The organism is Candidatus Njordibacter sp. Uisw_056 (assembly GCF_047730085.1).
Taxonomy (GTDB): Bacteria; Pseudomonadota; Gammaproteobacteria; order Pseudomonadales; family Balneatricaceae; genus Njordibacter.
Genome location: NZ_CP159830.1, coordinates 1266667 through 1291251, shown reverse-complemented (window position 1 = coordinate 1291251; position 24585 = coordinate 1266667). Strand labels below are relative to the sequence as shown.

Here is a 24585-nt window from a genome sequence, read left to right as displayed (position 1 = left end):
GTTTAGCACTCCTTCTCTATACGCGTTAACACGTCACGCAATATAGTGCCGTATTCGTATTTGCCAGCGCAGGTATAGGTCATTAACGCTAGGTCAGCCTCTTCTAACTCCAAGCAACCAAGTTCTTGTGCGTTAACAATGTCACCCACCACCAAACTACGAAGTAGCTGTGTAGGAAGAATATCCAAAGGCATTAGGCGCTCAAATGTGCCAACAGGCACCATGGAACGCTGTGAGCCATTGGTGGAGGTATTAAGGGACACTTTTTTGACGCGGTTTAGTGACGATAAAAATATATTTAGCATAGAATGCTTTTTGCTTCCGGTTGACAACCAACCCATAAATTCACGCTTCTTGCCTTCTTCGAGCACCGTAATTTGATTATTGTATCGACCTAAAAACGCTGTCGTACCATAGGCTGTATTACCACCAAGTACAGAACCAGAAATAATTCGATTCTCAAATTCTCCCTGTTTAGTTTCACCAGCTAAAAGCTGAGTAGTAGAAGCACCTAACCGCGTTCGGACTAAGCGTGGGTTAGTGACCATTGGGCCAGCCAAAGCAACAACTCGCTCTGTAGGCAGTTTGCCTGTAGCAAATAGTTGTGCAAAAGCGATTACATCTTGATAACCCACCACCCAAACTGTTTTAGTAGCACTTACAGGGTCCAGCATGTGGATATGCGTAGAAGCTAAACCTGCAGGGTGTACACCTTCAAAACGTTCAATTTGGGTACCAGACACCTGAGGTACGGTCGTGTTAGCTGCAGCACAAACAAATACTGGGCCGTCAGTTAGCTTTGTTAGTAATTGTAAACCTTGTGCAAAAGCGTCCTGCTGGGCAGCAATAATAAGTGCAGGGTCAGCCGCTAGCGGATGCGTGTCGATGGCTGTAACAAAAATAGAACGCGGTTTGCTATCAATAGCAGGGACCTTACTAAATGGGCGCGTGCGCAGCGCACACCACAATCCAGAAGCTTGTAAATTTTCAGCTACCTGTTCAGGCGATAATTTAGCCAAGTCACTGGCCGCACATTTGGAAAACTCAACAGCAGCATCACCGTCAATGTCTATTACAACAGATTGCAGCACGCGCTGTGCGCCACGGTTAATTGCACTCACTATGCCCGCAGCAGGAGCTGTAAAATTCAACCCTGCAGTTTTTTTATCAGAAAATAAAACTTGCCCGAGCTTCACTCGATCACCTACTCTGACTAACATTGTAGGCTTCATGCCTACATAGTCAGCACCGATCACAGCCACTTGGTTTACCGCTGCGGCATCATCGATGCTTTGCTGCGGCGCACCAGACAATGGCAGATCCAGACCGCGTCTGATCTTGATCATAAGTCGTACCCAATTGAGAGTTATTGGATGGCTTTAGCGATTGTTGCGAAGCATAAGCGCCGCGTCACTAAAACCCATAAAAAAAGCGTGGCTATTATATGAAAATTTTCACAATTTTTCCAGCGTTATAACTAGAAAGGCCACCCTAAGGTAGCCTTTCTTCAAATTGTATTAATACCTTTACTGTAAACCGACCTACCACGCCAAACAAAGGCGTCACATAAGCTGCAATTTAGCCTTCAACTGGGAACGCTGGCAATGCAGTATTAGTAACATGTTGCAGCATGCGAATCACCTGGCAAGAATAGCCAAACTCGTTGTCGTACCACACATAAACCACACAGTTCTTCTTGCCTGTAGCAACCGTCGCCAAGCCGTCAATTACGCCAGCAGCACGAGATCCAACAAAATCACTAGACACAGCTTCTGGCGAGTCTGTGTAGTCAATTTGCTTTTGTAAGTCAGAATGCAAAGCCATATGACGCAAGTAATCATTTAACTCATCACGTTCCACTTCTGAGTTAAGGTTAAGATTAAGAATCGCCATAGATACATTAGGTGTTGGCACCCGAATGGCGTTACCTGTTAGTTTACCTTCTAACTCAGGCAACGCTTTCGATACAGCCTTAGCTGCGCCAGTCTCCGTGATCACCATATTAAGGCCCGCCGCACGACCACGACGATCACCTTTGTGATAGTTATCAATCAAATTCTGATCGTTTGTGTAGGCGTGGACTGTTTCAACATGACCATTATCTACACCATACTTGTCATTCAGTGCCTTCAATATTGGTGTAATGGCATTGGTGGTGCAAGAAGCCGCAGACAAAATAGTATCGGTGTCGACAATGTCTTTTTGGTTAACACCCATAACAATGTTCTTAATACCCTTGCCTGGCGCAGTAAGCATCACCTTAGAAACACCATTAGCACGCAAATGCAGAGACAAACCATCTTCGTCACGCCACTTGCCGGTGTTGTCAATTACAACAGCATTACTGATACCGTAATCGGTGTAATCTATAGTGTCGGGTGAGCTAGAGTAAATGACCTTAATAACGTTACCATTAGCGATCAAAGTGTTTTGTTCTTCGTCTACCGTGATCGTGCCTTGGAACGTGCCATGCACTGAATCTCTTCGCAACAAGCTAGCACGTTTAGCTAAATCATTATCTCCACCTTTACGCACCACGATAGCCCGCAAACGCAAACTTTGACCACCACCCGTTTTTTCAATCAACAAACGAGCTAGCAAACGGCCAATACGGCCAAAACCATAAAGCACAACATCTGCCTGTGTTTTTGCACTGTCTTTATTTACCGCACCCGTTAAGGCAGAAGCAACATAGCTATGTAAACTTTGGCCTTCACCATGGTCACGAAAGCCTTTAGCCAACTTACCAATGTCTACATGAACATTAGACAATGCCAAGCTCTGCAACACTTCAACCACTGGGAAAGTTTCATGGACAGATAATGTGGTGTGCTCTAGCATGCGAGCTGCACGGTGGGACTTAAGAATGCTAATGACAGAACGATTAACAACTAAACGGCCAAATACAGAAACCTCTACATTATTTTCGCGATAGATCTTACCAATTAAGGGGATCATGGCTTCGGCTAACGCTTCACGTTCTTTCCAGTCTGAAAACACTTGTTCTTGGCTCACAATGAGTCCCTTTTTTCACCGTATAAAAACGGCTTGGTTGCGGTTCAGGTGTTTAACCTTTTTAATACCCATCTTTGGGAGCGAATATTATCGTGGAAATAGCCAAATTTGGCAAACTTAGTTTGGCCTATAGTCAACATAATTTAAGCGAATTTAAATATTTATTACCCAACAACTAAAGGTTGTATAAGGTGAAACTGGATCCATATAGATCTACAATCATGTGCTTTGAATAATCTAGCCGCACGCGGCCACCCGCCTACTACAAAGGAACCCATTACTCGTGTTATTGGAAACCTCGTTTTTACCCACTAAATTCGGCCATAAATCTAATTGGGGACAAACCCATGGAGCCACTTCTGCCCTTGCCATATCTGAAGCTGCACAAGCCCATCAAGGACCCGTTTTAGCACTGGTAAAGGATACTGATTCTGCCTTGAAATTGAGTGCCGAACTCAACTTCTTTCTCACCAATACGGGGCTTAATTGCTTAATGCTACCAGATTGGGAAATACTGCCCTATGACAGCTTTTCAGCACACCCAGACATCATTTCAGAACGCATTAGCACACTCAACCAAATTACTCACCTAAGCCAAGGTGTAGTCATTGTGCCTGTGGCTACCCTTTTACATCGACTGCCCCCGATGAATTACTTGGCAGGCAACAGCTTTACATTAACGACTGGGCAAGAGTTGCCACAAACTCAATTTCGTCACCGTTTAGATCAAGCGGGATATCTACTCACAGAAACCGTATCCCAAGCCGGTGAATACGCCTTACGGGGCGGTTTGATTGATCTTTATCCCATGGGTAGTCATGCACCATTGCGCATTGAATTGTTTGATGATGAAATTGAGAGCCTGCGTTATTTTGATGCCGATAGCCAGCGCACCACAGCCTTAATTACGCAATTCAATTTACTACCTGCCCGCGAGTTCCCATTAACTGATGCCGCGATTAGCCACTTTAGGCAAAACTTCACCAGTCAATTTGATTTAGACCCTAAAGCCTGCCCTGTTTACCAGGATGTAAGCCAAGGTTTTGCCCCTGCTGGTATTGAATACTACATCCCCCTCTTTTTTAACACTATGTCAACCTTATTGGACTATCTCCCAGCTTCTACCCTTGTAGTAAAACAAGGTGACATTGAAGCTCAAGCACTCCATTTCTGGCGCGACATTGAATCTCGTTACGAAGATTATGGCCATGACATAGAGCGCCCATTGCTTGCACCTAAGAAATTATTTTTGTTTACCGATGAGATGTTTTCTGGCCTGAAAAAGTTTCCTAACATCAATTTGCAAGAAGGCGCGTTTGTGGAGCCTGAAGCCAATAAAGGATTTTATAATTTAGGTGGTGCCCAACCGCCACAAGTTGCAATCAACAATCAGTTATCTAAGCCACTCATTGCATTACAAACAGTGTTACAAGCTCAGCAACAAAGCGTATTGGTATGCGCTGAGTCAGCGGGTAGAAAAGAAGCATTACTGGATTTATTTAAGGGTTTACCTAAGGCCCCAGAGGATGTAGAAGACTGGCCTGAGTTTATTACCCAAAAGCCCCACTTTGCGATCTGTGTTGCGCCTTTAGAGCAGGGTTTAAACCTACCAGAACACAATCTTCTTGTGGTTTGTGAAGCCCAACTCTTTGGTCAAAAAGTGCTTCAGCGACGTCGCCGAGATAAAGCTACAGAGAATCCTAATACTGCTATTCACGATTTAGCCGAACTAAGCATTGGTAACGCTGTAGTGCATCAGGACCATGGTGTAGGCCGCTACAATGGCCTGCAAACACTGAGTATAGATGGTCAAGATGCCGAGTTCTTAGTACTACTATACGCCAATGAAGCTACCCTTTATGTCCCTGTTTCTGGCATTGAACTCTTATCCCGTTACTCTGGTGGTGAAAATGCACCTTTACATAAATTAGGTGGCGAACAATGGACTAAAGCGAAACGTAAGGCAGCAGAAAAAATTAAGGATACCGCCGCAGAATTGTTACATATTTATGCCCTGCGTGAGGCTCAAGACGGGTATGCCTTTCCAAAACCTGATGAGAGCTATCAAGCCTTCTGCGATGCCTTTCCCTATGAAGAAACGCCCGATCAAGAACAGACGATTAAGGCTGTATTGAGCGATATGATGGCTGACCAACCCATGGACAGGCTAGTGTGTGGTGATGTTGGTTTTGGCAAAACAGAAGTCGCCATGCGAGCAGCATTTATGGCGGTTAATGGTGGCAAACAAGTGGCTTTATTGGTGCCCACTACATTATTGGCACAGCAGCATTACGAAACCCTTAGGGACCGTTTTGCTAACTGGCCAGTCAATGTATCAGTGATGTCTCGTTTCCAAACGAGCGCCGAACAAAACAAGGCCATAGCCCACGCAAAAGATGGCAAGTTAGACATTCTGGTAGGCACCCATAAAATATTACAAGGCAAGCTTAATTTTAAACGTTTAGGTTTGCTTATAATTGATGAAGAACACCGTTTTGGCGTACAACAAAAAGAGTCGTTCAAAAAATTCCGTTCTGAAGTGGATATATTAACCCTCACTGCTACACCTATTCCTAGAACATTAAATATGTCCATGGCAGGCATGCGTGACCTGTCCATTATTGCTACGCCTCCAGCGAGACGTATTTCCATAAAAACATTTGTGCGTCAAGATGATACAAAAATAGTAAAAGAGGCCATCTTGCGAGAGCTGCTTCGTGGTGGGCAGGTGTATTATCTGCACAACGAAGTAAAAACCATAGAAAACAGCGCCGAAAGGCTGCGTGAGTTAGTACCAGAGGCTCGGGTAAGTGTAGCTCATGGGCAAATGCGCGAGCGTAAACTCGAACAAGTGATGGGAGATTTTTATCACAAACGCTCCAACGTTTTGGTGTGTTCCACTATTATTGAAACTGGAATCGACATTCCTACAGCAAACACCATCATTATTGAGCGTGCAGATAAGTTTGGTTTAGCCCAGCTGCATCAGTTACGGGGCCGTGTAGGTCGCTCCCATCACCAGGCTTATGCCTACTTAATGACCCCTCACCCAAAGCTGCTGAGCAAAGATGCAACCAAACGCCTAGAAGCCATAGAAGCTACCGCTGACCTAGGCGCAGGATTCACCCTAGCAAGCCACGATCTGGAAATACGCGGTGCAGGTGAGCTTTTGGGCGAAGAACAGAGTGGTCAAATGCAAGGCATTGGTTTTAGCTTATATATGGAAATGCTCAACCAAACTGTTGAAGCGATGAAAAAAGGTGAAACACTCAATTTAGATCAACCACTCACACGGGGCACAGAAGTTAACCTGCATCTACCGGCGCTGATTCCAGAAAACTATTTACCCGATGTACATAATCGCTTAGTCATGTATCAACGCATTGCTAATGCTGAACATAATGCAGCATTGAAAGAGTTACAAGTGGAAATGATAGACCGCTTTGGCTTACTGCCTGATCAAATAAAAAACCTTTTCCGTCAAAATCGTTTAAAGTTAAAAGCCAAAGCTATCGGTATTACTCGTATTGAAGCTTCCGCAGCTAATGGCCGCATGGAGTTTGGCAAAAACACCCAAATAGACCCAATGGTGCTGGTCAAGCTAGTACAAACTCAACCTCGAAGTTTTCGACTTGAGGGCGGTACCAATTTGCGGTTTACTCTACCTATGGAAAAAACAGAAACACGCTTCCAACGTATGGAAGACCTAATTAAACTATTGAGCTAACCATGCAATTAAGATTTCTTTCACTTTGGCAGTTACTGGCTAGGTTTGTCGTGTTGTTATCAATACTACAACCAAGCTTAGCATTGGCAGCAAATGAGAAAGGTGAGACTTGGTATCAGGTAGAAATTATTGTTGCCCAAAGAACAGATCGAAGTACCACATTAGAAACTTTTCCCTTTCAGCCAGCCCCAATATCATGGCGTGGTGGTCGCACCCTCACCCCCTTTGATCCAGAAACAAGCAACCGCAATGAATTGGAGAATGTTGAATTTATAAACTTACCCTCAGACCTACGCATCCTCAATAATGAAGCCCGCATGCTAGAAAATAATGCCGATTACAACCTTTTAGCGCATAAAAGCTGGCGCCAAATCATAAAGGGCAATAAAGCCATTAACTGGATCGACATTAATGGCGGCTATGCTTGGGGCGGGCATCAGCAGCTAGAGGGTAGTTTGGGCTTCAGCAAAGGGCGTTTTTTACATGTCCATAGTGAATTACATTTAAACCAATTCCCAAGCATTCAAAGTGCTAGCAGCCAACGTGCCAAACAAAGATTATTTAGCGCAGGGCAAAGTCTCGTGCCAATTGTAGAAACTCGCTACAGCCTCATCCAAAGACGTAAGATGCGTAGCAAAGAATTACACTATATAGATCACCCTAAACTTGTACTACTGGTTAAAATAATACCTTTTACGCCAGCAGAACCTATTTTGGAAGAAGTAGAAGTGAAAGTGGAAGACGAGCCCACACTGGTAGACCTTACGGCGCCAAGCACCGTAGAGTAAACGCTTCAGGAAGTTGCTCAGCCAGCAGCTGGTCCAGTTGCATAGCCTCTGAGTGCGATTGTGCTCGGGGGTATACTGGCTGGCGCCGATCATCATGCCAGACATCCCAATTAAGGGTATCGTGAATAAATTCCTGGGCAAATGTAGGGCTAATTTCTTGGCAACCTAACAGAATGACATCAAGGTAGGATTGTACGATAGGGGCGCTCCGTAGCCCATGGCCTTGATGATTGTATAGGTACACCCATAGCTGGCTATCGTCACTCAGTGCTTGAGAACCGTGTAAGTAATCTACTTGAACTAGATCTAGTTGAGCCCTGAGGTAATGGGTTTCTCTCTCATCAAACTTTTCTAACTCAGACTCGGGCACCTCAAACAACACCCCGTTACAACACGCACCCGCCATTGGCCTTGCAGCAACAGCGCGCATACCTGAACCTTCCCAGCCTACCCAAGTGCGCTCTAGCCCATGCACCCGCACTGCTAACGAATCACCTGCTATGCCAGTAATTCGACGACTAGAGCTATTAATTAAGCTACCGTAACCAAAAATATAATGCTGCTTAGTCATGAACCACCTGCATCCACAACCTGCTGAGGCAGCAGTTGAATAGTTTGAGTTGGGAACGCAAAATCTGCATTATGCTCGGCTACAATGTCTCCAATCAGACCGAGTAGCTCCTGTTTAATTCCATGAAATTCAGCCCAGTTAGTTGTTTTAGTAAACGTATAAACAAAAAAATCTACACTGTGGGCATTGAAGGTATTGACGTTTACCATTAAGGTTTGTTGCGTATCTATGGCAGTGTGAGCGAGTAACATTTCTTTAACAGCTAGAGTAATGGCCTGCACTTTGTCTTGGTCTTGGTAGCGTAAGCCAAAGGTTTCGTAAAACCTTCGATTATGCATACGCGAAGGGTTTTCTACAGAAATACTGGTGAAAGTTGCGTTGGGTACATAGAGCGGGCGCATGTCAAAAGTACGGATGCGGGTGATGCGCCAGCCAATATACTCAACAGTGCCTTCAATTTCTTTGTCAGGCGAACGAATCCAATCCCCTACAGAAAACTGGCGGTCCATATAGATCATTAATCCACCAAAAAAGTTAGACAACAGGTCTTTAGCGGCAAAACCAATGGCAATGCCACCTACGCCACCAAAGGCCAATACCCCAGAAATAGAAAACCCAAAGTGTTGCATCAACGCTAAAATAGAGGTGATTATCACCGCTGCCTTAACCAACTTACCCATAGCTTCTACAGTAGTTTTGTCCCACGCATCCCGATGTTTTCCGGGTCTGGCCAACATAGCCACAAACACATTAACTAAGCGTATTAAAAACCAAGACACTAAAACAATAAGCAAGGTATCACGTAAACTCACTACAAAACTTAATGTATCTGCGTCAAAGGCATCGCTAACAATACCTACAACCCAAGCTATACCAACAACCCAAACCCCCCAAGCTAAGGGTATACGTGCGGCATCAAGCAGCGCGTCATCCCATTCATTTTCAGTTTTTTGCAACTGTAAGGCTAAGCGTGAAAATAGTTTACGCACTAGAAAATTAAATAATAGTACAGCTAATACCAATAGAAATACTTTACTCAACAATAGGGATTGAGACGTGTCTATACCCACATTTCCTAACAACTGGTCCATCGTGTTCATTACGAATCTCCTATAATTGGTGCTTGGGCCGCACTCGCCATAACGGGCACGATGTCCGCCATAATTTGATCCAAACTTCGGCTACTAGCGTATTCTCTTTCACAAATAGCTAACAGGGCTTCACTACTGGAAATGGAAAAAACTAATATGCCGAGTAAGTAATGAAACCGCCAAAAAAACTGTTCATGGGTCATCAAAGGCATGTGTCTACGTAACAACTTCATAAAGTACATGAATGAAGCACCATATTGTTTCGTTAGATGTTTCCGAAGGTGTCCTTGGGACTGGCTGTAAGCAGTGTTAATAAGGCGAGCGAACACAGCTAAACTATGATGGTTTTGTTGTGCAACTTGCTGGCATGACCTGGCCAAAATACCCAACAAAACTTGTAATTCTTGTTCATCATCCTGCGTTTCTGTGAGGGCCATTTCATACGCACTTAATTGGGTTTGAAGGTTCTTTGTGAGAGGGCCTAAAAAACGATCAGTGACGGCTTGGATTAAACCTTTCTTAGAACCAAAATGATAGTTTACTGCAGCTAAATTAACCTTAGCCTTGGAAGTAATAGTCCTCAGGGACGTCTCTACGAAACCATGAGCTGCAAACTCTACTTCTGCGGCATCTAGAATACGATCAATAGTAGAACTTGTCATGGTAATTTCTTACTTGAAGTTATTGTTTAAAACGCACGTTTAAAACTACCACGACTCGATAGCCCTAGCAAGCTCATCTAAGATAAATCTCCTCTAGTTCCAAAGAGTTAGATCAGTTAACATGACGATTAATATAATACATTAAGTTTAATTAATATGCTGCTCCAATCCCTTAACCGTAACGTATGGCTACTTAGCGTATCTCACATTTTTTCCTTTGCCGGGGCTTCTGTGACTTTTTTCTTGGGTGGAATCATCGGTGCGTTGCTGGCGCCAACGATGACTATGGCTACCCTTCCAGTGGCAGCCTCTGTGGTGGGCACTGCAATAGGGACAGTGCCAGCAGCCATATTAATGAGCAAAAAAGGCCGAAGGTTTGGTTTTATGGGTGCTGCAGTAGTGGCGTCAGGATCGGCTTTAATAGGCGCTGTTGCAATATGGCATAGTTTATTTTGGCTGTATTGTTTCTCTTGTTTAAGTTTGGGAGTTAGCTACGCTTTCGTTCAGCATTACCGTTTTGCAGCAGCGGAAAGCGTAGCCATAGAATTGGCCCCACAAGCTATCTCAGCTATTTTATTATCGGGCATTGCTGGTGCGTTCTTAGGCCCAGGCATTGTTAAATATGCCAATAATTGGATTCCACAACATGCGTTTGTTGGGTCATACCTTGTCTTAGCAATAATAGTGGCTCTGCCCGCCATCATTTTATTTTGGCTAAAAATACCTAAGCCAGGCACAAAAACTAAAGGCAATACCGGTAGAACCATAAGACAACTCGGACAGCAACCTAATTTTGTTTTAGCCGTATTCGCCGCAACAGTGTCTTACGCATTAATGGTTTTTCTCATGACGGCTACGCCCGTGAGCATGCACTCGATGGATGGGCATAGCATTGACGACACTGGTATTGTCATTCAATGGCATATTGTAGGCATGTTTTTGCCATCTCTTTTTATTGGTAAGTTGATAACACATTATGGCCATAGAACTATGATGGTAGCGGGGATAGGTGCTTTAGGGATTTGTATTGGCGTTAGCCAAGTTAATCAAGCTGTAGCTGGATATTGGGTTAGTTTGGTCACTTTAGGTATTGGTTGGAACTTTCTGTTTGTTAGTAGCACCTCACTGCTTATCACAACCTATCAAGAAGCAGAAAAGTACCGTGCCCAAGCGTTTAACGAACTTATGGTATTTGGTGTTCAAGCTATAGCATCTTTGTCTGCAGGATGGCTTCTAACCACAACTAGCTGGCAGACTATTAATATAATGAGCTTGCCACTTTTGGGGGCCTTATTACTGGTTATTTGGTGGAGCCATCACCAACTCAAACTGCCAAAAAAAGCGCTCGGTTAGCCCCAACTGCGTCATTTACAAACACTATATTAATGCTGGTTTGCTTTAAGTGCATCTGATCAACAGGCTCTGCCACAACTAAAACATCGTCACTGTTTAAAGAATCAAGTTATTGATACACTGTCAAAGCTCTAAAGTAAGGCACAAGGTTATCAGTGCACTCTATAAACACTGGCAACTGGTAGCGACTTTGCATCAACATGCTCAACCACAGGCACTGTAATGATCACAGATAATGCCAACTACGATTATATTATTGTCGGTGGTGGGTCAGCAGGTTGCGTGCTTGCCAATCGACTTTCAAAAGACCCAAAAAACAAAGTGTTGTTGTTAGAAGCCGGGGGTAAAGACAATTATATTTGGATTCATATTCCTGTTGGATACCTCTACTGCATGGGAAATCCACGGACAGACTGGGGGTTTAAAACAGCCAAGCAAAAAGGTCTAAAGGGCAGAGAAGTGAACTACCCCCGCGGACGTGTTTTGGGCGGGTGCTCATCAATTAATGGCATGATATATATGCGTGGTCAGGCGAGTGATTATGATGGTTGGCGTGACATGGGCAATACTGGTTGGGGCTGGGACGATGTCTTGCCTTACTTTAAAAAGTCAGAAGATCATTATGCTGGAGCCGATGACTTTCATGGGGCTGGCGGTGAATGGCGTGTCGAAAAACAACGCCTGTCGTGGGAAATTTTAGATGCCTACCGCGACGCTGCTCAACAAGCTGGAATTAAAAAGATTGAAGATTTTAACCGTGGTGATAATGAAGGTTCTTCATACTTTCGTGTAAATCAGAAAAATGGATGGCGATGGAACACATCAAAAGGTTTCTTAAAGCCAGTGAAGAAACGGGTTAATTTAACAGTCATTACGCAAGCGCAAGTGCAGCGGGTTATATTCACCGGAAAACGGGCTTGTGGTGTGGAGGTTTTAGTCAATGGTAAGGCCATTACGTACCACACAAATCGCGAAGTTCTCCTTTGTGCAGGGGCTATTGGCTCACCTCAAATTCTTGAACTGTCTGGTATTGGCAATCCTAAGTACTTGCATAAGGCAGGTATCAATATTGTTCATCAGTCTGATGAAGTAGGAGAAAACCTACAAGATCATCTTCAATTACGTGTTGCTTTTAGGGTTGAAAATGTAGCCACTCTAAATCAACGGGCGGGAACCCTTTTAGGCCGCTTGGGCATCGGGCTTGAATACGTATTGTCGCGTAAGGGCCCCATGTCAATGGCACCCAGCCAGTTAGGAATATTCGCCAAATCAAGCCCCGAAGTAAAAACTGCTGATCTAGAATTCCATGTTCAGCCACTGTCATTAGATAAGTTTGGTGACCCTCTCCACCCCTTTTCAGCGTTCACAGCTAGCATTGTTCCCTTACGCCCAAAGAGCCGGGGGGCGAGCCACATTGCTTCTGCTGACCCTCTGGCTCATCCCATTATTGACCCCAACTATCTGAGCGCCGAGGCGGATAAACGAGTCGCTGTAAATGCCATTAAATTAGCCCGTCATATTGCCAAGCAATCAGTAATGGACCCGTATAGCCCTAGTGAAATTAGCCCAGGTAAAACCTATCAATCAGATGAAGACTTAGCCGAGGTTGCGGGAGAAATAGGCACTACCATATTTCACCCAGTAGGAACCTGCCGCATGGGCCCAGATGATCAAGCAGTGGTTGGCACAGACTTACGAGTAAATGGTGTTACTGGCCTAAGGGTCATAGATGCTTCTATAATGCCAACCATTACCTCAGGAAACACCAATTCTCCAACCATTATGATCGCAGAAAAAGCCGCTGATATGATTTTACAAGGTTAACAAACCCACTGAATCAGTTTGGGGCTGCTCTTAAACGCTTAAATTAATATAATCCCAACCCAAAATACTATTGCATATAACTTGGAAGTTTTGTCACTATGTCATTGAGCCAATCACTAGGTAGATTACCAACGCCACCAGTAAGTCATAGGGTTTGGCTAAAAGATCCTCTTGCTATACTGGCTGATGACGCTCAGGCTGGTTTAGTGATTGAGGGACAAAAAATTGTGGAATTAGTGCCGCAAGGGCAGCAGCCACATAGTGGCTACAATGAGATAATGGACTGTGGACATTTAGTAATACTACCTGGTTTAATCAATGGCCATCACCATTTTTACCAAACCCTTACCCGTGCCTTACCACAGGCCCTCAACAAACCTTTATTTGGCTGGCTTACTAGCCTTTATCCAGTATGGGCAGGGTTGGAACCAGACATGCTTTACCAAGCGACACGCTTAGCGTTAGCTGAGCTTTTGCTATCTGGCTGCACCACAGCGGCAGACCACCATTACGTGTTCCCTAAAGCACTAACTCAGGCGATGGACATACAAGCAGAAGCCGCCGCAAGTATTGGCATACGCATGACCATGACCCGAGGCTCCATGAGTTTAGGTGAAGATGATGGCGGCCTACCGCCACAGAGCACTGTGCAGCAAGAGGATACCATTTTGGCTGATAGTGAGCGTGTTATTAAACGTTATCACAACGCCAGTGAAGGCAGCATGTTGCAAGTGGCCCTAGCGCCCTGCTCTCCTTTTTCTGTCACACCAGAATTGATGCGTCACTCTGCAACTCTTGCAGCTGAGCACAAGGTTATGCTCCACACTCACCTAGCTGAAACCATTGAAGAAGAGAATTTTTGTTTGCAGCGCTTTGGTCTACGCACTGTTGATTACCTTGACAGCGTAGGTTGGCTAGGGCCACAAACGTGGCTGGCTCATGGTATTCACTTTAATTCTGAAGAAATTCAACGCCTAGGCGCAGCAGGTACTGGCATTTGTCACTGCCCTACTTCCAACATGATGCTGGCGTCTGGCATGGCGCCTGTACAAGAGCTGGAAGCTGCAGGTTGCCCTGTGGGTATAGGTGTAGACGGGTCTGCATCCAACGATGGCTCCAATATGATTCAAGAAGTGCGCCAGGCTTTATATTTACAACGATTAAAATACGGTGCTCAAGTCAGTCACTTTGATGCCTACCGCTGGGCCACAAAAGGGAGTGCAAAAATGCTAGGCCGCTCTGACATTGGCTCACTAGCGGTGGGGAAACAAGCGGACATTGCCTGCTTCAAGTTGGATGAAATGCGCTTTAGCGGCAGCCATGATCCATTAGCTGCCCTTTTACTGTGTGGTGCGCATAAAGCAGAACACGTTATGGTTGCAGGTCAATGGCGAGTAAAAAATGGTGTTATTGATGGTTTAGACTTAGGCCCATTACTGCAACAACATCGTGCCGCAGCGCAAGCTTTAGTTGCAAAAATTTAATTAAGTGCTGCCTCATCTGATGTATACTTTAATCCTCGAATAGGCACGGTGCTGGCGCCTAGTTTAACTTAAGTTAATGGCTAGCATAAAAAAGCCAGCCTGATGTAAACATCAAACTGGCTTTTTTTAAAACTAATGAGTAGACCTGGAATTAGCCCTTAATAATGTTGTGCTCTGGGCCAAATGGGAACTTAGTGATGTTCTCAGCGCCTTCCTCACCAACCACTAAAATGTCATGCTCTCGGTAACCACCAGCACCTGCCATGCCCTCTGGCAGCATAATCATGGGCTCAATAGAAACCACCATGCCTGGCTCTAATACGGTGTCTACGTCTTCACGGAACTCAAGGCCAGCTTCACGGCCGTAATAGTGACTTAAGGTACCAAACGAGTGACCGTAGCCAAAAGTGCGGTACTGCAGTACATCGTGTTCAGCAAAAATCTCGTTAAGCTCATGGGCGACGTCACTGCACTTCACTCCTGGCTTAACTAACTCTAGGCCACGGCGGTGCACCTTACAGTTGATTTCCCACAACTCTAAATGCCGATCGCTGGCATGGTCGGAGAACAATGTACGTTCAAGCGCAGTGTAATAACCCGCAATCATAGGGAAGCAGTTAAGGCTAAGGATATCACCCGCTTCAATTTTGCGGCTGGTCACTGGGTTATGAGCACCATCAGTATTCATACCCGATTGGAACCAAACCCAAGTGTCCATTAACTCTCCGTCGGGGAAGGTCTTAGCAATCTCGCGAATCATTGCTTGTGTGCCCGCTAAGGCCACCTCATACTCTGGAACACCTACGGCAATAGCGTCACGAATAGCGGCACCGCCAATGTCACCAATACGCGACCCGTGTTTAATGACTTCAATTTCTTCGGCAGACTTAATCATGCGCATTTGCATGGTGGGTACGCCAATATCGGTGAACTCAGACGTTGGGAAAGTGGCTTTGACAATGTCCATAGTCGCCAAAGGCATATGATCATACTCTACACCAATGCGGCTACCAGGCTTAATTAGATTTTTAAGAGCAACAAAAAAGTTGCCTTTTTGCCAATCCGTGTAAACTAGGTTGTCGCCCAACTGGTTGCGACGGAACGGCTGACCACCATCAATGTTAGCAGTAACAGTAGTGTAGGTAGCTTGTGTTACCACCAAGCCGTAGTCACGGCCAAAGCGGCAGTATACAAAATCTGAGAAGTAGTTAATGTTGTGATACGAGGTAAATACCACAGCATCCACGCTGGCTGCAGCCATGTGAGCACGTAATTTAGCTAACCGATTACTCAGTTCTTGCTTCGAAAAAGTGGCAACCACTTTTTGACCATTTGGAATTTCGATGGTACGAGGCATATTTTGTGGATTCATGGCATTCACCTATTGGTTACATTGTTAGAGTTTAATACATTGACCGCCTAGCAAAAAAACCAGGGTCAACAGAAAACGCTTGCATTTTAGGTTTTATATTAGCATTAGTAAAATAAATAAATTAAATAAGATCATCAATTATATTTATATTACTGCAGCTCATGCGTCAGTGCCCCGCATGATGAGCAAAGGTTGGCTATGGAATCGAATTCTTGCAATGTGCACCTAAATTGGCGATATTGTGCATTATTCTGAACAGAGTTAGACAGAGACTTCTTTATATGGCCAAGAACAAGCTTATCGGCGATCCCGTTATGATATCGATGTACGCCAACCAATTTAGCTTTTTGGCACGTCCCCTTACGCGAGACATGACTCAAGGATTTGATGCCGCTATTGTAGGCCTGCCTTTTGATTTAGCCACTACAGGCAGAGCAGGCACTCGTTCGGGCCCTAATGCAGTGCGCCAAGCAAGCAGCAATTTAGGCTGGGAAGGTAGGCGTTGGCCGTGGGCCTTTGACGCCTTCAAATACCTTAAAGTTGCAGACTACGGTGATTTGGATTTTATTCCAGGCAACCCAGAAGACCTTAACCGAGAAATAGAACAGCACGCTGAAAATATTATTACTTCAGGAACGCGAATGCTGAGTATTGGTGGTGATCACTATGTGACCTTGCCGTTAATTCGAGCCCACGCCAAACATTATGGCAAAATGGCCTTAGTTCATTTTGACGCCCACACGGACACTTACCCTAACGATACAGAAATCGACCATGGAAGCATGTTTTACCATGCTCCTAAGCAGAGCCTAATAGACCCAAAGCATTCAATACAGGTAGGCATCCGCACAGAATATAGACCAGAAGATCATGAATTTGAAGTGATTGATGCAGCGCAAGCTAATGACATGAGCGCCAATGATATTGTAGCCTCTATTATAAAAAGAGTGGGTGATCTTCCCGTGTATTTAACCTTTGACATAGACTGCTTAGACCCAGCATATGCACCAGGTACCGGCACCCCAGTGGTGGGAGGGTTAACCACTGATAAAGCCTTGAGGATTATTCGAGGTTTAAAAGACGTCAACATTGTTGGATTTGACTTAGTAGAAGTAAACCCAGCGTATGATCATGCAGATATTACGGCCTTAGCAGGTGCAACAATAGTGCTTGAGTACTTATATTTGTTGGCACACAAAAAACATCAAGCAAGCCTATAGAAAGACACTACTAGGCTATTTTAGCCAAGGGTTATGGCCTTTAGGCTGTATTTTTTCGACCACTTTATGTTCTGGTACTGGCTCAACCGCTTTAACTACCGGTGCAGGTTCAGCCACGGTAACTGGCGCTAGATCGTAAGCTGAATCACCCAGGGCAGCCTCACTATCTAATAACGTCTGCGCCTCCAAACGCAGTTTTTCTTCACGTTCTGCTTCTATCTGATCTTGTTCAGCCAAGCTAATAGAATCCATGTCATAAACAAAAGAGCCAACGTATTGCACATACTCATCTTCGTGAATTTTGGTAATTTTATTACGATATTCAAAATCAAATAACAAAATAATCCAGCTTACTTGCTGATGACCCATCTTGTTGATTTTATGAATGATACCTTCACCATAAGCACTGGAATAGGAACAATCTTCAATAATACTTTTAACTAATGCCGTACCGCTTGCAACACCATTAGTTTCCATGTTTTCATGGTCGTATTCTGTGATGGAAAAATTTCTAGCCCACGCTTCTATGCCATTATCATCTTCTTCAAAATAACTATCTGGAATAGTATCGTAGCTAATAGTTGAACACCAAACAGACACTTTGCCGTATTTTTCAAAGCTAGGTAGTGTAGCGCTTTCAGTTGAACTCATTGATTAAGCCTAAATATCTGTGCTTGTGTTGAAAGCGGAAAAGTAACACAAACACCCTAATCCTACAATCATCTTTGCCTTCACAAGGGACACACAGTGCAACAATATCTCGACATATTCCAACAACTCGCTTCACCTTATTTTCGTCAAGACCGCCCTGTAAGTGAGCCCATTAACGCAGAACAACTTAAGACAATAGTCGATTTTAGCCTAGGCTCAAAAGGCACTGACTTGGCGGCTTTAAAACAGGCTGCTAGCCACTACCTAAACTATCAACCCGACAGCGCTCAAGTCGATTTCTTTAAATTACTTTACTCTGGACGCAATAACCCTGCCCTGTTGGGCGATTGGGTGACCAGCCTTAGTAACGCCAATATGCACACTTATCAAATGAGCCCAGTGGCCACGTTGATGGAACAAGAGCTAATTACCCAATGGAACCGCTTGGTAGGTTTTACTACTGATACACAAACAGGTGACGGAGTTATGGTATCTGGCGGCAGCCAAGCCAATCTAATCGCCATGATGATGGCACGTCAAAAAGCGTGCCCTGAGCTTAAAACCAAGGGTTTTAGCAACCAAACTTTAGTCGCGTATGTCTCAGATCAAGCACATTATTCGGCTCAGAAGGCGGCTAGCGTATTGGGCATCGGTACAGACAACCTCATTGCTGTAGCTTCAGACAACCAAGGCAGGTTATGCCCTACTGCGCTTAAAGATGCCATAGAGCACAGCGTTAAGCAGGGCCATAAACCTTTTTACATAGGCCTTACTGCTGGTACAACGGTACTAGGCGCTTTTGACCCCGTACCAGAATGTGCAGCTATTGCCGACTTATATGATCTTTGGGTACACATCGATGGTGCCTGGGGCGCACCTATATTGTTCTCACAACAATATAAACATTTGCTAGAAGGTTGCGAGTTAGCTGATTCTTTTGCATGGGATGCCCATAAGCTGATGAATGTACCCATTACTGCAGCTGTTATTTTAACTCGCCACCAGGGCATGCTGGAGCAGACATGTGGCGGTGGGGGTGGCGATTATTTATTCCATAGTGATGAAAATTCAGCTCATAATCTTGGACAAAAATCAATCCAATGTGGCCGTAGGGCAGACGCTTTAAAGGTATGGTTAAGTTGGAAAGCAATTGGCCACAATGGTTTTTCGGACAAAGTAGATCAATTACAAGTGATCAAACAAGGCTGTGTAGAGGCAATTGAGTCATCTCCCACATTACACATGATTGGCCCTGCCCCTTACCTCAATGTTTTATTTCAATTCAGACCTTCCACTCACTTAAGCGAAGATCAGCTGCGAGTCTTGAACATTGCTATATGCAAGGCGATGCAAGTTCAAGGGGGCGCTTTTGTAGATTATGCTAAATATCAGGGTAAAACAGGCATTCGCCTTATTTTAGCCAACAGTGACACTCAAGCAAGCGACATCAATCGGTTGCTTAGCCACTGCATTAAAACAGGTGAATCTTTAGTTAACGCAAGTTAACTAGGGGTTTTCCAGATATTACTATTAGTCGCAGCCGGTTTAGGGGCTGACGAGTTGGATGATGACCTAATTTGGGCTTGGTACTCATCTTGAGACCTCAGGGGTTTGCCGCGCACAATGGCATAGACATAAAGAGACTCTACTTTGTCTCTTGCCCATTGGGTTTTACGTAAAAACTTAAGACTAGATTTAACACTGGGATTATCCCTAAAGCAGTTCACATTCACTTGGTCTGCTAATACTTCCCAACCGAAGGTATCCACAAGGTCGGTGACAATTTGTTCTAGCTTCACGCCGTGCAGCGGGTTACGAGGTTGCTCAGTGTTCATAGTTTACTTCACATGACAAAACATTGAGCCTATTATCACCAACATCAAGTCACTAAACAACTGGTATTAACATGACAACTCAGCCACTCACAGCAATGCAACAGTCAAGGATTGAACTTGCCGCCTGTTTTCGCTGGACAGCAAAGATGGGGATGCATGAGTCCATTGCTAATCATTTTAGTGTTGCAGTGCCAGGTAATGGACAACAGTTTTTATGTAACCCTCAAGGCCGGCACTTTAGTAGGATTAAAGCCAGTGAGTTACTGCTACTGGATGCCAACAACCCCAGCACCATGAATCAAGCTAATGCACCAGACCCAACTACTTGGGCCATTCATGGCGCGTTACACCGCAACGTTTCTGATGCTCATTGCATTATGCATTTACACCCTCGGTATGCCACAGCCTTGGCTTGTTTAAAGGACAAAACCCTCTACCCTATCGATCAAAACACCATGCGTTTTTATCAACGGGTAGCCATTGATACAGGGTATGATGGCATGGGCTTAGGCAACGAAGCCGAGCGCTTAACTCAATGTATGGGTGACAAACGTATTTTACTCATGGGTAACCATGGGGTGTTGGTCATTGCTAGTACCGTTGCCCAATGCTTTGACGACATGTATTATTTTGAGCGCGCTTGCCGCACCCTATTAGATTGTTATGCAACTGGCCAAACCCTAGACCCAGCAAACCACGAGGTTGCAGAAAAAACGGCGCAACAGTGGCAGAATTATGGATTTGATTTTGGTCAACAGCACTTGAATGAACTCATGGCGATGCTTGATAAAGAGGATGGCTCATACCGCTTGTAAGTTTGCCTAAACTTTACTTAGAGCGACCCTGAGTTTGTTATTTTTGTCATTGATACACTTTTTCAGCAGACTCATCTTTTCCTGTCTAACGTTAGCCCGTATAATTGTCGACAGATAAAGTCGGCCCTTGTGTCGATTTTGTTACTTTTATTTATAACTATAAAAACTTTCAGTCTTGGTTAAAACAGCTTAACCAATTTTGACGTCTTGTAGACAACAGGATCAACCATGATCAAAGTCGAATCAGTGAGCAAACGTTTTGGCGGTGTGCATGCCGTTAATAACGCCTCCATCGAAATTGCCAAAGGGTCCATCACTGGACTCATAGGCCCCAACGGGGCTGGTAAAACTACATTATTTAACATGATTGCTGGTAACTTAACGCCCACCGCAGGGCACATTTACCTAGACGGCGAAGACATCACTGGCGTGCCACCTTACGAATTATTTCATAAAGGCTTGCTACGTACGTTTCAAATTGCTCATGAGTTTGGCACTTTAACAGTGCTGGAAAACCTCATGATGGTGCCCGCACAGCAAGCAGGTGAAAACCTTATGGATGCTTGGTTTCGCCCGTCGTTAGTGCGAGAGCAAGAAGCCAAAGTGCGTGACAAAGCCATAGAAGTGATCGACTTTCTCAATTTAGGCCATGTGGCTCAAGAGTTGGCAGGTAATCTTTCTGGTGGCCAAAAAAAGCTTTTAGAACTGGGTCGTACCATGATGGTAGACGCTAAAGTAGTGCTGCTAGATGAAGTAGGCGCTGGCGTAAATCGCTCCCTATTACGAGAAATTGGAGAGGCCATCGTGCGCTTAAATCAAGAGAAAGGGTATACCTTTTGTATGATTGAGCACGATATGGATTTTATTGGGCGCTTATGTGACCCTGTGATCGTCATGGCCGAAGGTTCTGTGTTAGCTCAAGGCACTGCTAAAGAAGTGATTGCAAACGAGGCCGTGATTGAAGCCTACCTAGGAACGGGTTTGAAGAATAAACCGGAGGCAAGCACATGAGTTATCTAGTTGCAGATCAATTACGCGGCGGCTATGGCGGTGCAGACATCCTTAATGGGTGTTCTTTGTCTGTGGACAAAGGTGAAATTGCAGTTATTGTAGGCCCAAATGGTGCTGGCAAGTCTACCGCCATGAAAGCCTTGTTAGGCATGCTTAACTTAAGAGAAGGCACTGTCACTCTAGGCGGTAAAGACATTACCCAAATGTCACCACAAGATCGTGTTGGTGAAGGCATTGCCTTTGTACCCCAAACCCATAACGTGTTTGGGGGCATGACAGTAGAAGAAAACCTTGAAATGGGTGCTTTTCTTCGCACTGATGACTTCACAGGAACCATGGAGCAGGTATACGACCTATTTCCCATTCTTAAGCAAAAACGGCGCCAAAACGCCGGCGAACTTTCCGGTGGTCAACGCCAACAGGTAGCTGTAGGCAGAGCAATGATGACCCAGCCTAGCGTGTTAATGTTAGATGAGCCTACTGCAGGCGTGTCGCCCATCGTCATGGACGAATTGTTTGACCGTATTTTAGAGGTTAAACAACAAGGTATTGCCGTGTTGATGGTGGAACAAAATGCAGCCCAAGCCTTAAATATAGCTGATAAAGGCTATGTTCTGGTGACAGGCACTAATAAACACACAGGCAGTGGTGATGAACTACTGGCTGATCCTGTGGTGCGACGCACCTTTTTGGGGGGTTAAGTGATGCCAGAATTTGTTGATATTTTAAATGCCATCGTTTTATTTTCAAACTTTGTGCTTGTTCCAGCCATTTCTTACGGTGCCCAGTTAGCTCTTGGCGCATTAGGCATCACCCTAGTTTATGGCATTCTACGTTTTTCTAACTTTGCCCATGGTGACCTGATGGCCTTTGGCACTATGACGGTTATTTTAGTGACTTGGGGCTTCCAATCTATAGGGATTAGTTTTGGCCCACTGCCCACCGCTCTGCTCGCCCTGCCCTTTGGCATTATGGGTGCAATCGCATTAAGCTTAATGTTTGATAAAACGGTATATAAATTCTATCGGGCCAAAAAGAGTGCGCCGGTTATTTTTGTTATCGTGTCTACGGGTGTAATGTTTATGACGAACGCCATTGTGCGTTTTATTATTGGCCCAAGCGATCAACGATTTATGGATGGTACCAAGTTCATTTTTCGCCCCCGTGAATTTAAAGAATTCACCGGCCTAAGTGAAGGTCTAGCACTAAAATCTACCCAAGTTCTTACCTTAACTGTCACTATTATGTGCGTTGCTGCATTGTTCTACTTCTTACAGAAAACTCGCACAGGAAAAGCGATGCGTGCTTTTTCAGACAATAAAGACCTAGCGCTCTTATCTGGCATCAATCCTGATCGTGTGGTATTTATCACTTGGATTCTTGTTGCCGCCCTAGCCACCACCGCTGGCACTTTGTATGGCTTAGATAAAAGCTTTAAACCCTTTACCTATTTTATGCTGCTGTTGCCCATGTTTGCTGCTGCTATTGTAGGTGGAATTGGCAGCCCTATTGGAGCCGTAGTAGGTGGTTTTGTCATCGCTTTTTCAGAAGTCATCGTCACTTACGCTTATAAAAAGTTCTTCATTTACCTTTTACCAGAATCTTTAGAACCTACGGGGTTAATGCAGTTCTTATCTACTGATTATAAGTTTGCCGTGTCGTTCATCATTCTGGTGGTGGTATTACTAATACGACCCACAGGCATTTTTAAAGGGCAATCAATCTAATGAAAGCACTATTGAATCAACAAAATCGCGCCCCCTTAGCGTTTGCAGTAATGGGGTTATTGCTGGTTGGTGTGGGTATGGGGCAATCTTGGCCTTTTGCCTTAGCCATTTTAAATTTGTGCCTTATTTCCGCCGTAATGTCCTTGGGTGTAAACATTCAATGGGGTTATGCAGGCTTACTTAATTTAGGCGTAATGGGCTTTACTGCCTTGGGTGGCTTAGCCGCAGTTTTGGTGTCTGAAGCCCCTGTATTAGAGGCATGGTCTGTGGGCGGCCAAGGCATGGCCGTGAGTTTTATACTCGTGGTTATTACCATTATTTTGTCCATTTTAGTTTATCGTAATATGGCCGCAAGCTGGCAACGCCGGCTTACCTTAACTGGCTTGTATATTGGTGCTTATTTTGTCATCAATCACTTTTATGGACCTGCCGTTTACGCTATTGAAAGTGTTAACCCCGCAACCTCTGGGTTCCTTGGCGGCATGGGCATGCCCGTTATATTCTCATGGGTTTTAGGTGGCATTATGGCTGCTGGTGTGGCTTGGGTGGTGGGTAAAATTACCCTAGGTTTGCGCTCAGATTACCTTGCCATTGCCACCTTAGGCATCTCTGAAATTATTATTGCCATATTGAAAAACGAAGACTGGCTTGCCCGTGGTGTTAAAAACGTGGCCGGTTTAGATCGCCCAGTGCCTTTTGAACTTGAGCTACAGGCAACACCATGGTTTGTAGACATGGTGCAGTCTTTATTCAGTGGCCGTTTAGCTGAGTTATTAGACACTCAGCGCGCTGATGCTTTGCAACAGCTAGTCATTCAAAGCTCAAGCATCTTTGTTAAGCTCTGCTACACAGGCTTATTTAGTGTGGTCTTGGTAGTTGTGCTGTTATTAAGCATGAAAGCGTTGAACTCGCCTTGGGGTCGTATGATGCGGGCCATTCGGGATAACGAAGAAGCTGCTAATGCTATGGGTAAAAACGTAGTTCGCCAGCACCTGCAGGTTTTCGTGCTAGGTAGTGCTGTTGTGGGTATTGCAGGGGCTATGCTGGTTACTTTAGACGGTCAGTTCACCCCAACAGCCTACCAGCCATTGCGTTTTACCTTTTTGGTGTGGCTGATGGTCATTATTGGTGGCAGTGGCAATAATTTAGGGGCAGTGTTTGGTGGCTTCTTTATTTGGTTCATGTGGATAGAAGCAGAACCGTTATCCATCGCCTTTATGGACCTTATAACTGCGGGTATGGAGCAAACCAGCGACTTGCGTAAGCATTTGCTCAAGAGCGCACCTCACTTACGTTTATTCATTATGGGCTTGGTGTTACTGCTGACGATGCGCTTTATGCCACGAGGCATTATTCCTGAAGAAACACGCTTGCACTCTGTATAGGCTATAGGGTGGCAGCAAGTGGTTGGCAGTTAATTAAAACCTGCCAACCGCTCA

The 24585-nt window shown here is 44.7% G+C and carries 20 protein-coding genes; 12 read left to right on the top strand and 8 right to left on the bottom strand.

What is annotated here, in order from left to right:
- Positions 1–2: 2 nt before the first annotated feature.
- Positions 3–1346: a Na(+)-translocating NADH-quinone reductase subunit A gene (locus ABXT60_RS06305; protein WP_443631890.1), complete on the bottom strand. Its 1344-nt coding sequence runs from the start codon at positions 1344–1346 to the stop codon at positions 3–5.
- 232 nt (positions 1347–1578) lie between these two features.
- A complete protein-coding gene (locus ABXT60_RS06300) occupies positions 1579–3015 on the bottom strand; it encodes a glyceraldehyde-3-phosphate dehydrogenase (protein WP_443631889.1) in 1437 nt (478 codons plus the stop codon).
- Positions 3016–3298: 283 nt separating this feature from the next.
- On the opposite strand from ABXT60_RS06300, the gene mfd reads away from it, so the two are divergent.
- Both mfd and ABXT60_RS06290 read left to right on the top strand, forming a co-directional pair.
- A complete protein-coding gene (mfd, locus tag ABXT60_RS06295; RefSeq protein ID WP_443631888.1) occupies positions 3299–6742 on the top strand; it encodes a transcription-repair coupling factor in 3444 nt (1147 codons plus the stop codon).
- 2 nt (positions 6743–6744) lie between these two features.
- Positions 6745–7530, top strand: a complete 786-nt coding sequence (locus tag ABXT60_RS06290; RefSeq protein ID WP_443631887.1) for a CsiV family protein — start codon at positions 6745–6747, stop codon at positions 7528–7530.
- On the opposite strand, the gene ABXT60_RS06285 is transcribed toward ABXT60_RS06290, so the two are convergent.
- The 3 genes from ABXT60_RS06285 to ABXT60_RS06275 are packed head-to-tail and all read right to left on the bottom strand — an operon-like array spanning position 7505 to position 9854.
- Positions 7505–8101, bottom strand: a complete 597-nt coding sequence (locus ABXT60_RS06285; RefSeq protein WP_443631886.1) for a gamma-glutamylcyclotransferase family protein — start codon at positions 8099–8101, stop codon at positions 7505–7507. The genes ABXT60_RS06290 and ABXT60_RS06285 overlap by 26 nt on opposite strands.
- Positions 8098–9201 (bottom strand): mechanosensitive ion channel family protein, encoded by a 1104-nt coding sequence (locus tag ABXT60_RS06280; protein WP_443631885.1) that lies wholly within the window; start codon positions 9199–9201, stop codon positions 8098–8100. The genes ABXT60_RS06285 and ABXT60_RS06280 overlap by 4 nt, the downstream gene beginning before the upstream one ends.
- The gene (locus ABXT60_RS06275) at positions 9201–9854 is read right to left on the bottom strand and encodes a TetR/AcrR family transcriptional regulator (RefSeq protein WP_443631884.1); all 654 of its coding nucleotides are present in this window, start codon (positions 9852–9854) and stop codon (positions 9201–9203) included. Before ABXT60_RS06275 ends, ABXT60_RS06280 begins: the two co-directional genes overlap by 1 nt.
- A 156-nt stretch (positions 9855–10010) precedes the next feature.
- Between ABXT60_RS06275 and ABXT60_RS06270 the strand changes: the two genes are divergently transcribed.
- The 3 genes from ABXT60_RS06270 to ABXT60_RS06260 all read left to right on the top strand — a co-directional run bounded on the left by ABXT60_RS06270 (position 10011) and on the right by ABXT60_RS06260 (position 14515).
- On the top strand, positions 10011–11207 hold the full coding sequence (locus ABXT60_RS06270) for an MFS transporter (protein ID WP_443631883.1): 1197 nt from the start codon (positions 10011–10013) through the stop codon (positions 11205–11207).
- A 222-nt stretch (positions 11208–11429) separates the two neighbouring features.
- Complete coding sequence (locus ABXT60_RS06265; protein ID WP_443631882.1) at positions 11430–13031, top strand: GMC family oxidoreductase; 1602 nt, start codon at positions 11430–11432, stop codon at positions 13029–13031.
- A gap of 98 nt (positions 13032–13129) precedes the next feature.
- On the top strand, positions 13130–14515 hold the full coding sequence (locus ABXT60_RS06260) for an 8-oxoguanine deaminase (protein WP_443631881.1): 1386 nt from the start codon (positions 13130–13132) through the stop codon (positions 14513–14515).
- 151 nt (positions 14516–14666) lie between these two features.
- Here the strand turns inward: ABXT60_RS06260 and ABXT60_RS06255 are convergent, their stop codons facing one another.
- The gene (locus tag ABXT60_RS06255) at positions 14667–15887 is read right to left on the bottom strand and encodes a M24 family metallopeptidase (protein WP_443631880.1); all 1221 of its coding nucleotides are present in this window, start codon (positions 15885–15887) and stop codon (positions 14667–14669) included.
- Between the two features lie 281 nt (positions 15888–16168).
- Here ABXT60_RS06255 and speB point away from each other — a divergent pair, with 281 nt between their 5' ends.
- Positions 16169–17107, top strand: coding sequence for an agmatinase (speB, locus tag ABXT60_RS06250; protein WP_443631879.1), 939 nt, complete (start codon positions 16169–16171; stop codon positions 17105–17107).
- A gap of 15 nt (positions 17108–17122) precedes the next feature.
- Here the strand turns inward: speB and ABXT60_RS06245 are convergent, their stop codons facing one another.
- A complete protein-coding gene (locus tag ABXT60_RS06245) occupies positions 17123–17758 on the bottom strand; it encodes an immunity 22 family protein (protein WP_443631878.1) in 636 nt (211 codons plus the stop codon).
- Between the two features lie 96 nt (positions 17759–17854).
- Between ABXT60_RS06245 and ABXT60_RS06240 the strand changes: the two genes are divergently transcribed.
- Positions 17855–19264 carry a pyridoxal phosphate-dependent decarboxylase family protein gene (locus tag ABXT60_RS06240; RefSeq protein WP_443631877.1) on the top strand — a complete coding sequence of 470 codons (1410 nt, stop codon included), beginning with the start codon at positions 17855–17857 and terminating at the stop codon, positions 19262–19264.
- On the opposite strand, the gene ABXT60_RS06235 is transcribed toward ABXT60_RS06240, so the two are convergent.
- Positions 19261–19593 carry a VF530 family DNA-binding protein gene (locus tag ABXT60_RS06235; RefSeq protein WP_443631876.1) on the bottom strand — a complete coding sequence of 111 codons (333 nt, stop codon included), beginning with the start codon at positions 19591–19593 and terminating at the stop codon, positions 19261–19263. The genes ABXT60_RS06240 and ABXT60_RS06235 overlap by 4 nt on opposite strands.
- Positions 19594–19664: 71 nt before the next feature.
- On the opposite strand from ABXT60_RS06235, the gene ABXT60_RS06230 reads away from it, so the two are divergent.
- From ABXT60_RS06230 to ABXT60_RS06210, 5 genes are all read left to right on the top strand, one after another.
- Positions 19665–20408: a class II aldolase and adducin N-terminal domain-containing protein gene (locus tag ABXT60_RS06230; RefSeq protein WP_443631875.1), complete on the top strand. Its 744-nt coding sequence runs from the start codon at positions 19665–19667 to the stop codon at positions 20406–20408.
- 228 nt (positions 20409–20636) lie between these two features.
- Positions 20637–21419: an ABC transporter ATP-binding protein gene (locus ABXT60_RS06225; RefSeq protein WP_443631874.1), complete on the top strand. Its 783-nt coding sequence runs from the start codon at positions 20637–20639 to the stop codon at positions 21417–21419.
- The gene (locus tag ABXT60_RS06220) at positions 21416–22120 is read left to right on the top strand and encodes an ABC transporter ATP-binding protein (protein ID WP_046483279.1); all 705 of its coding nucleotides are present in this window, start codon (positions 21416–21418) and stop codon (positions 22118–22120) included. The genes ABXT60_RS06225 and ABXT60_RS06220 overlap by 4 nt, the downstream gene beginning before the upstream one ends.
- Before the next feature lie 3 nt (positions 22121–22123).
- Positions 22124–23146, top strand: coding sequence for a branched-chain amino acid ABC transporter permease (locus ABXT60_RS06215; RefSeq protein WP_443632074.1), 1023 nt, complete (start codon positions 22124–22126; stop codon positions 23144–23146).
- Positions 23146–24531, top strand: a complete 1386-nt coding sequence (locus ABXT60_RS06210; protein ID WP_443631873.1) for a branched-chain amino acid ABC transporter permease — start codon at positions 23146–23148, stop codon at positions 24529–24531. Before ABXT60_RS06215 ends, ABXT60_RS06210 begins: the two co-directional genes overlap by 1 nt.
- The last annotated feature ends 54 nt before the right edge of the window (positions 24532–24585 follow it).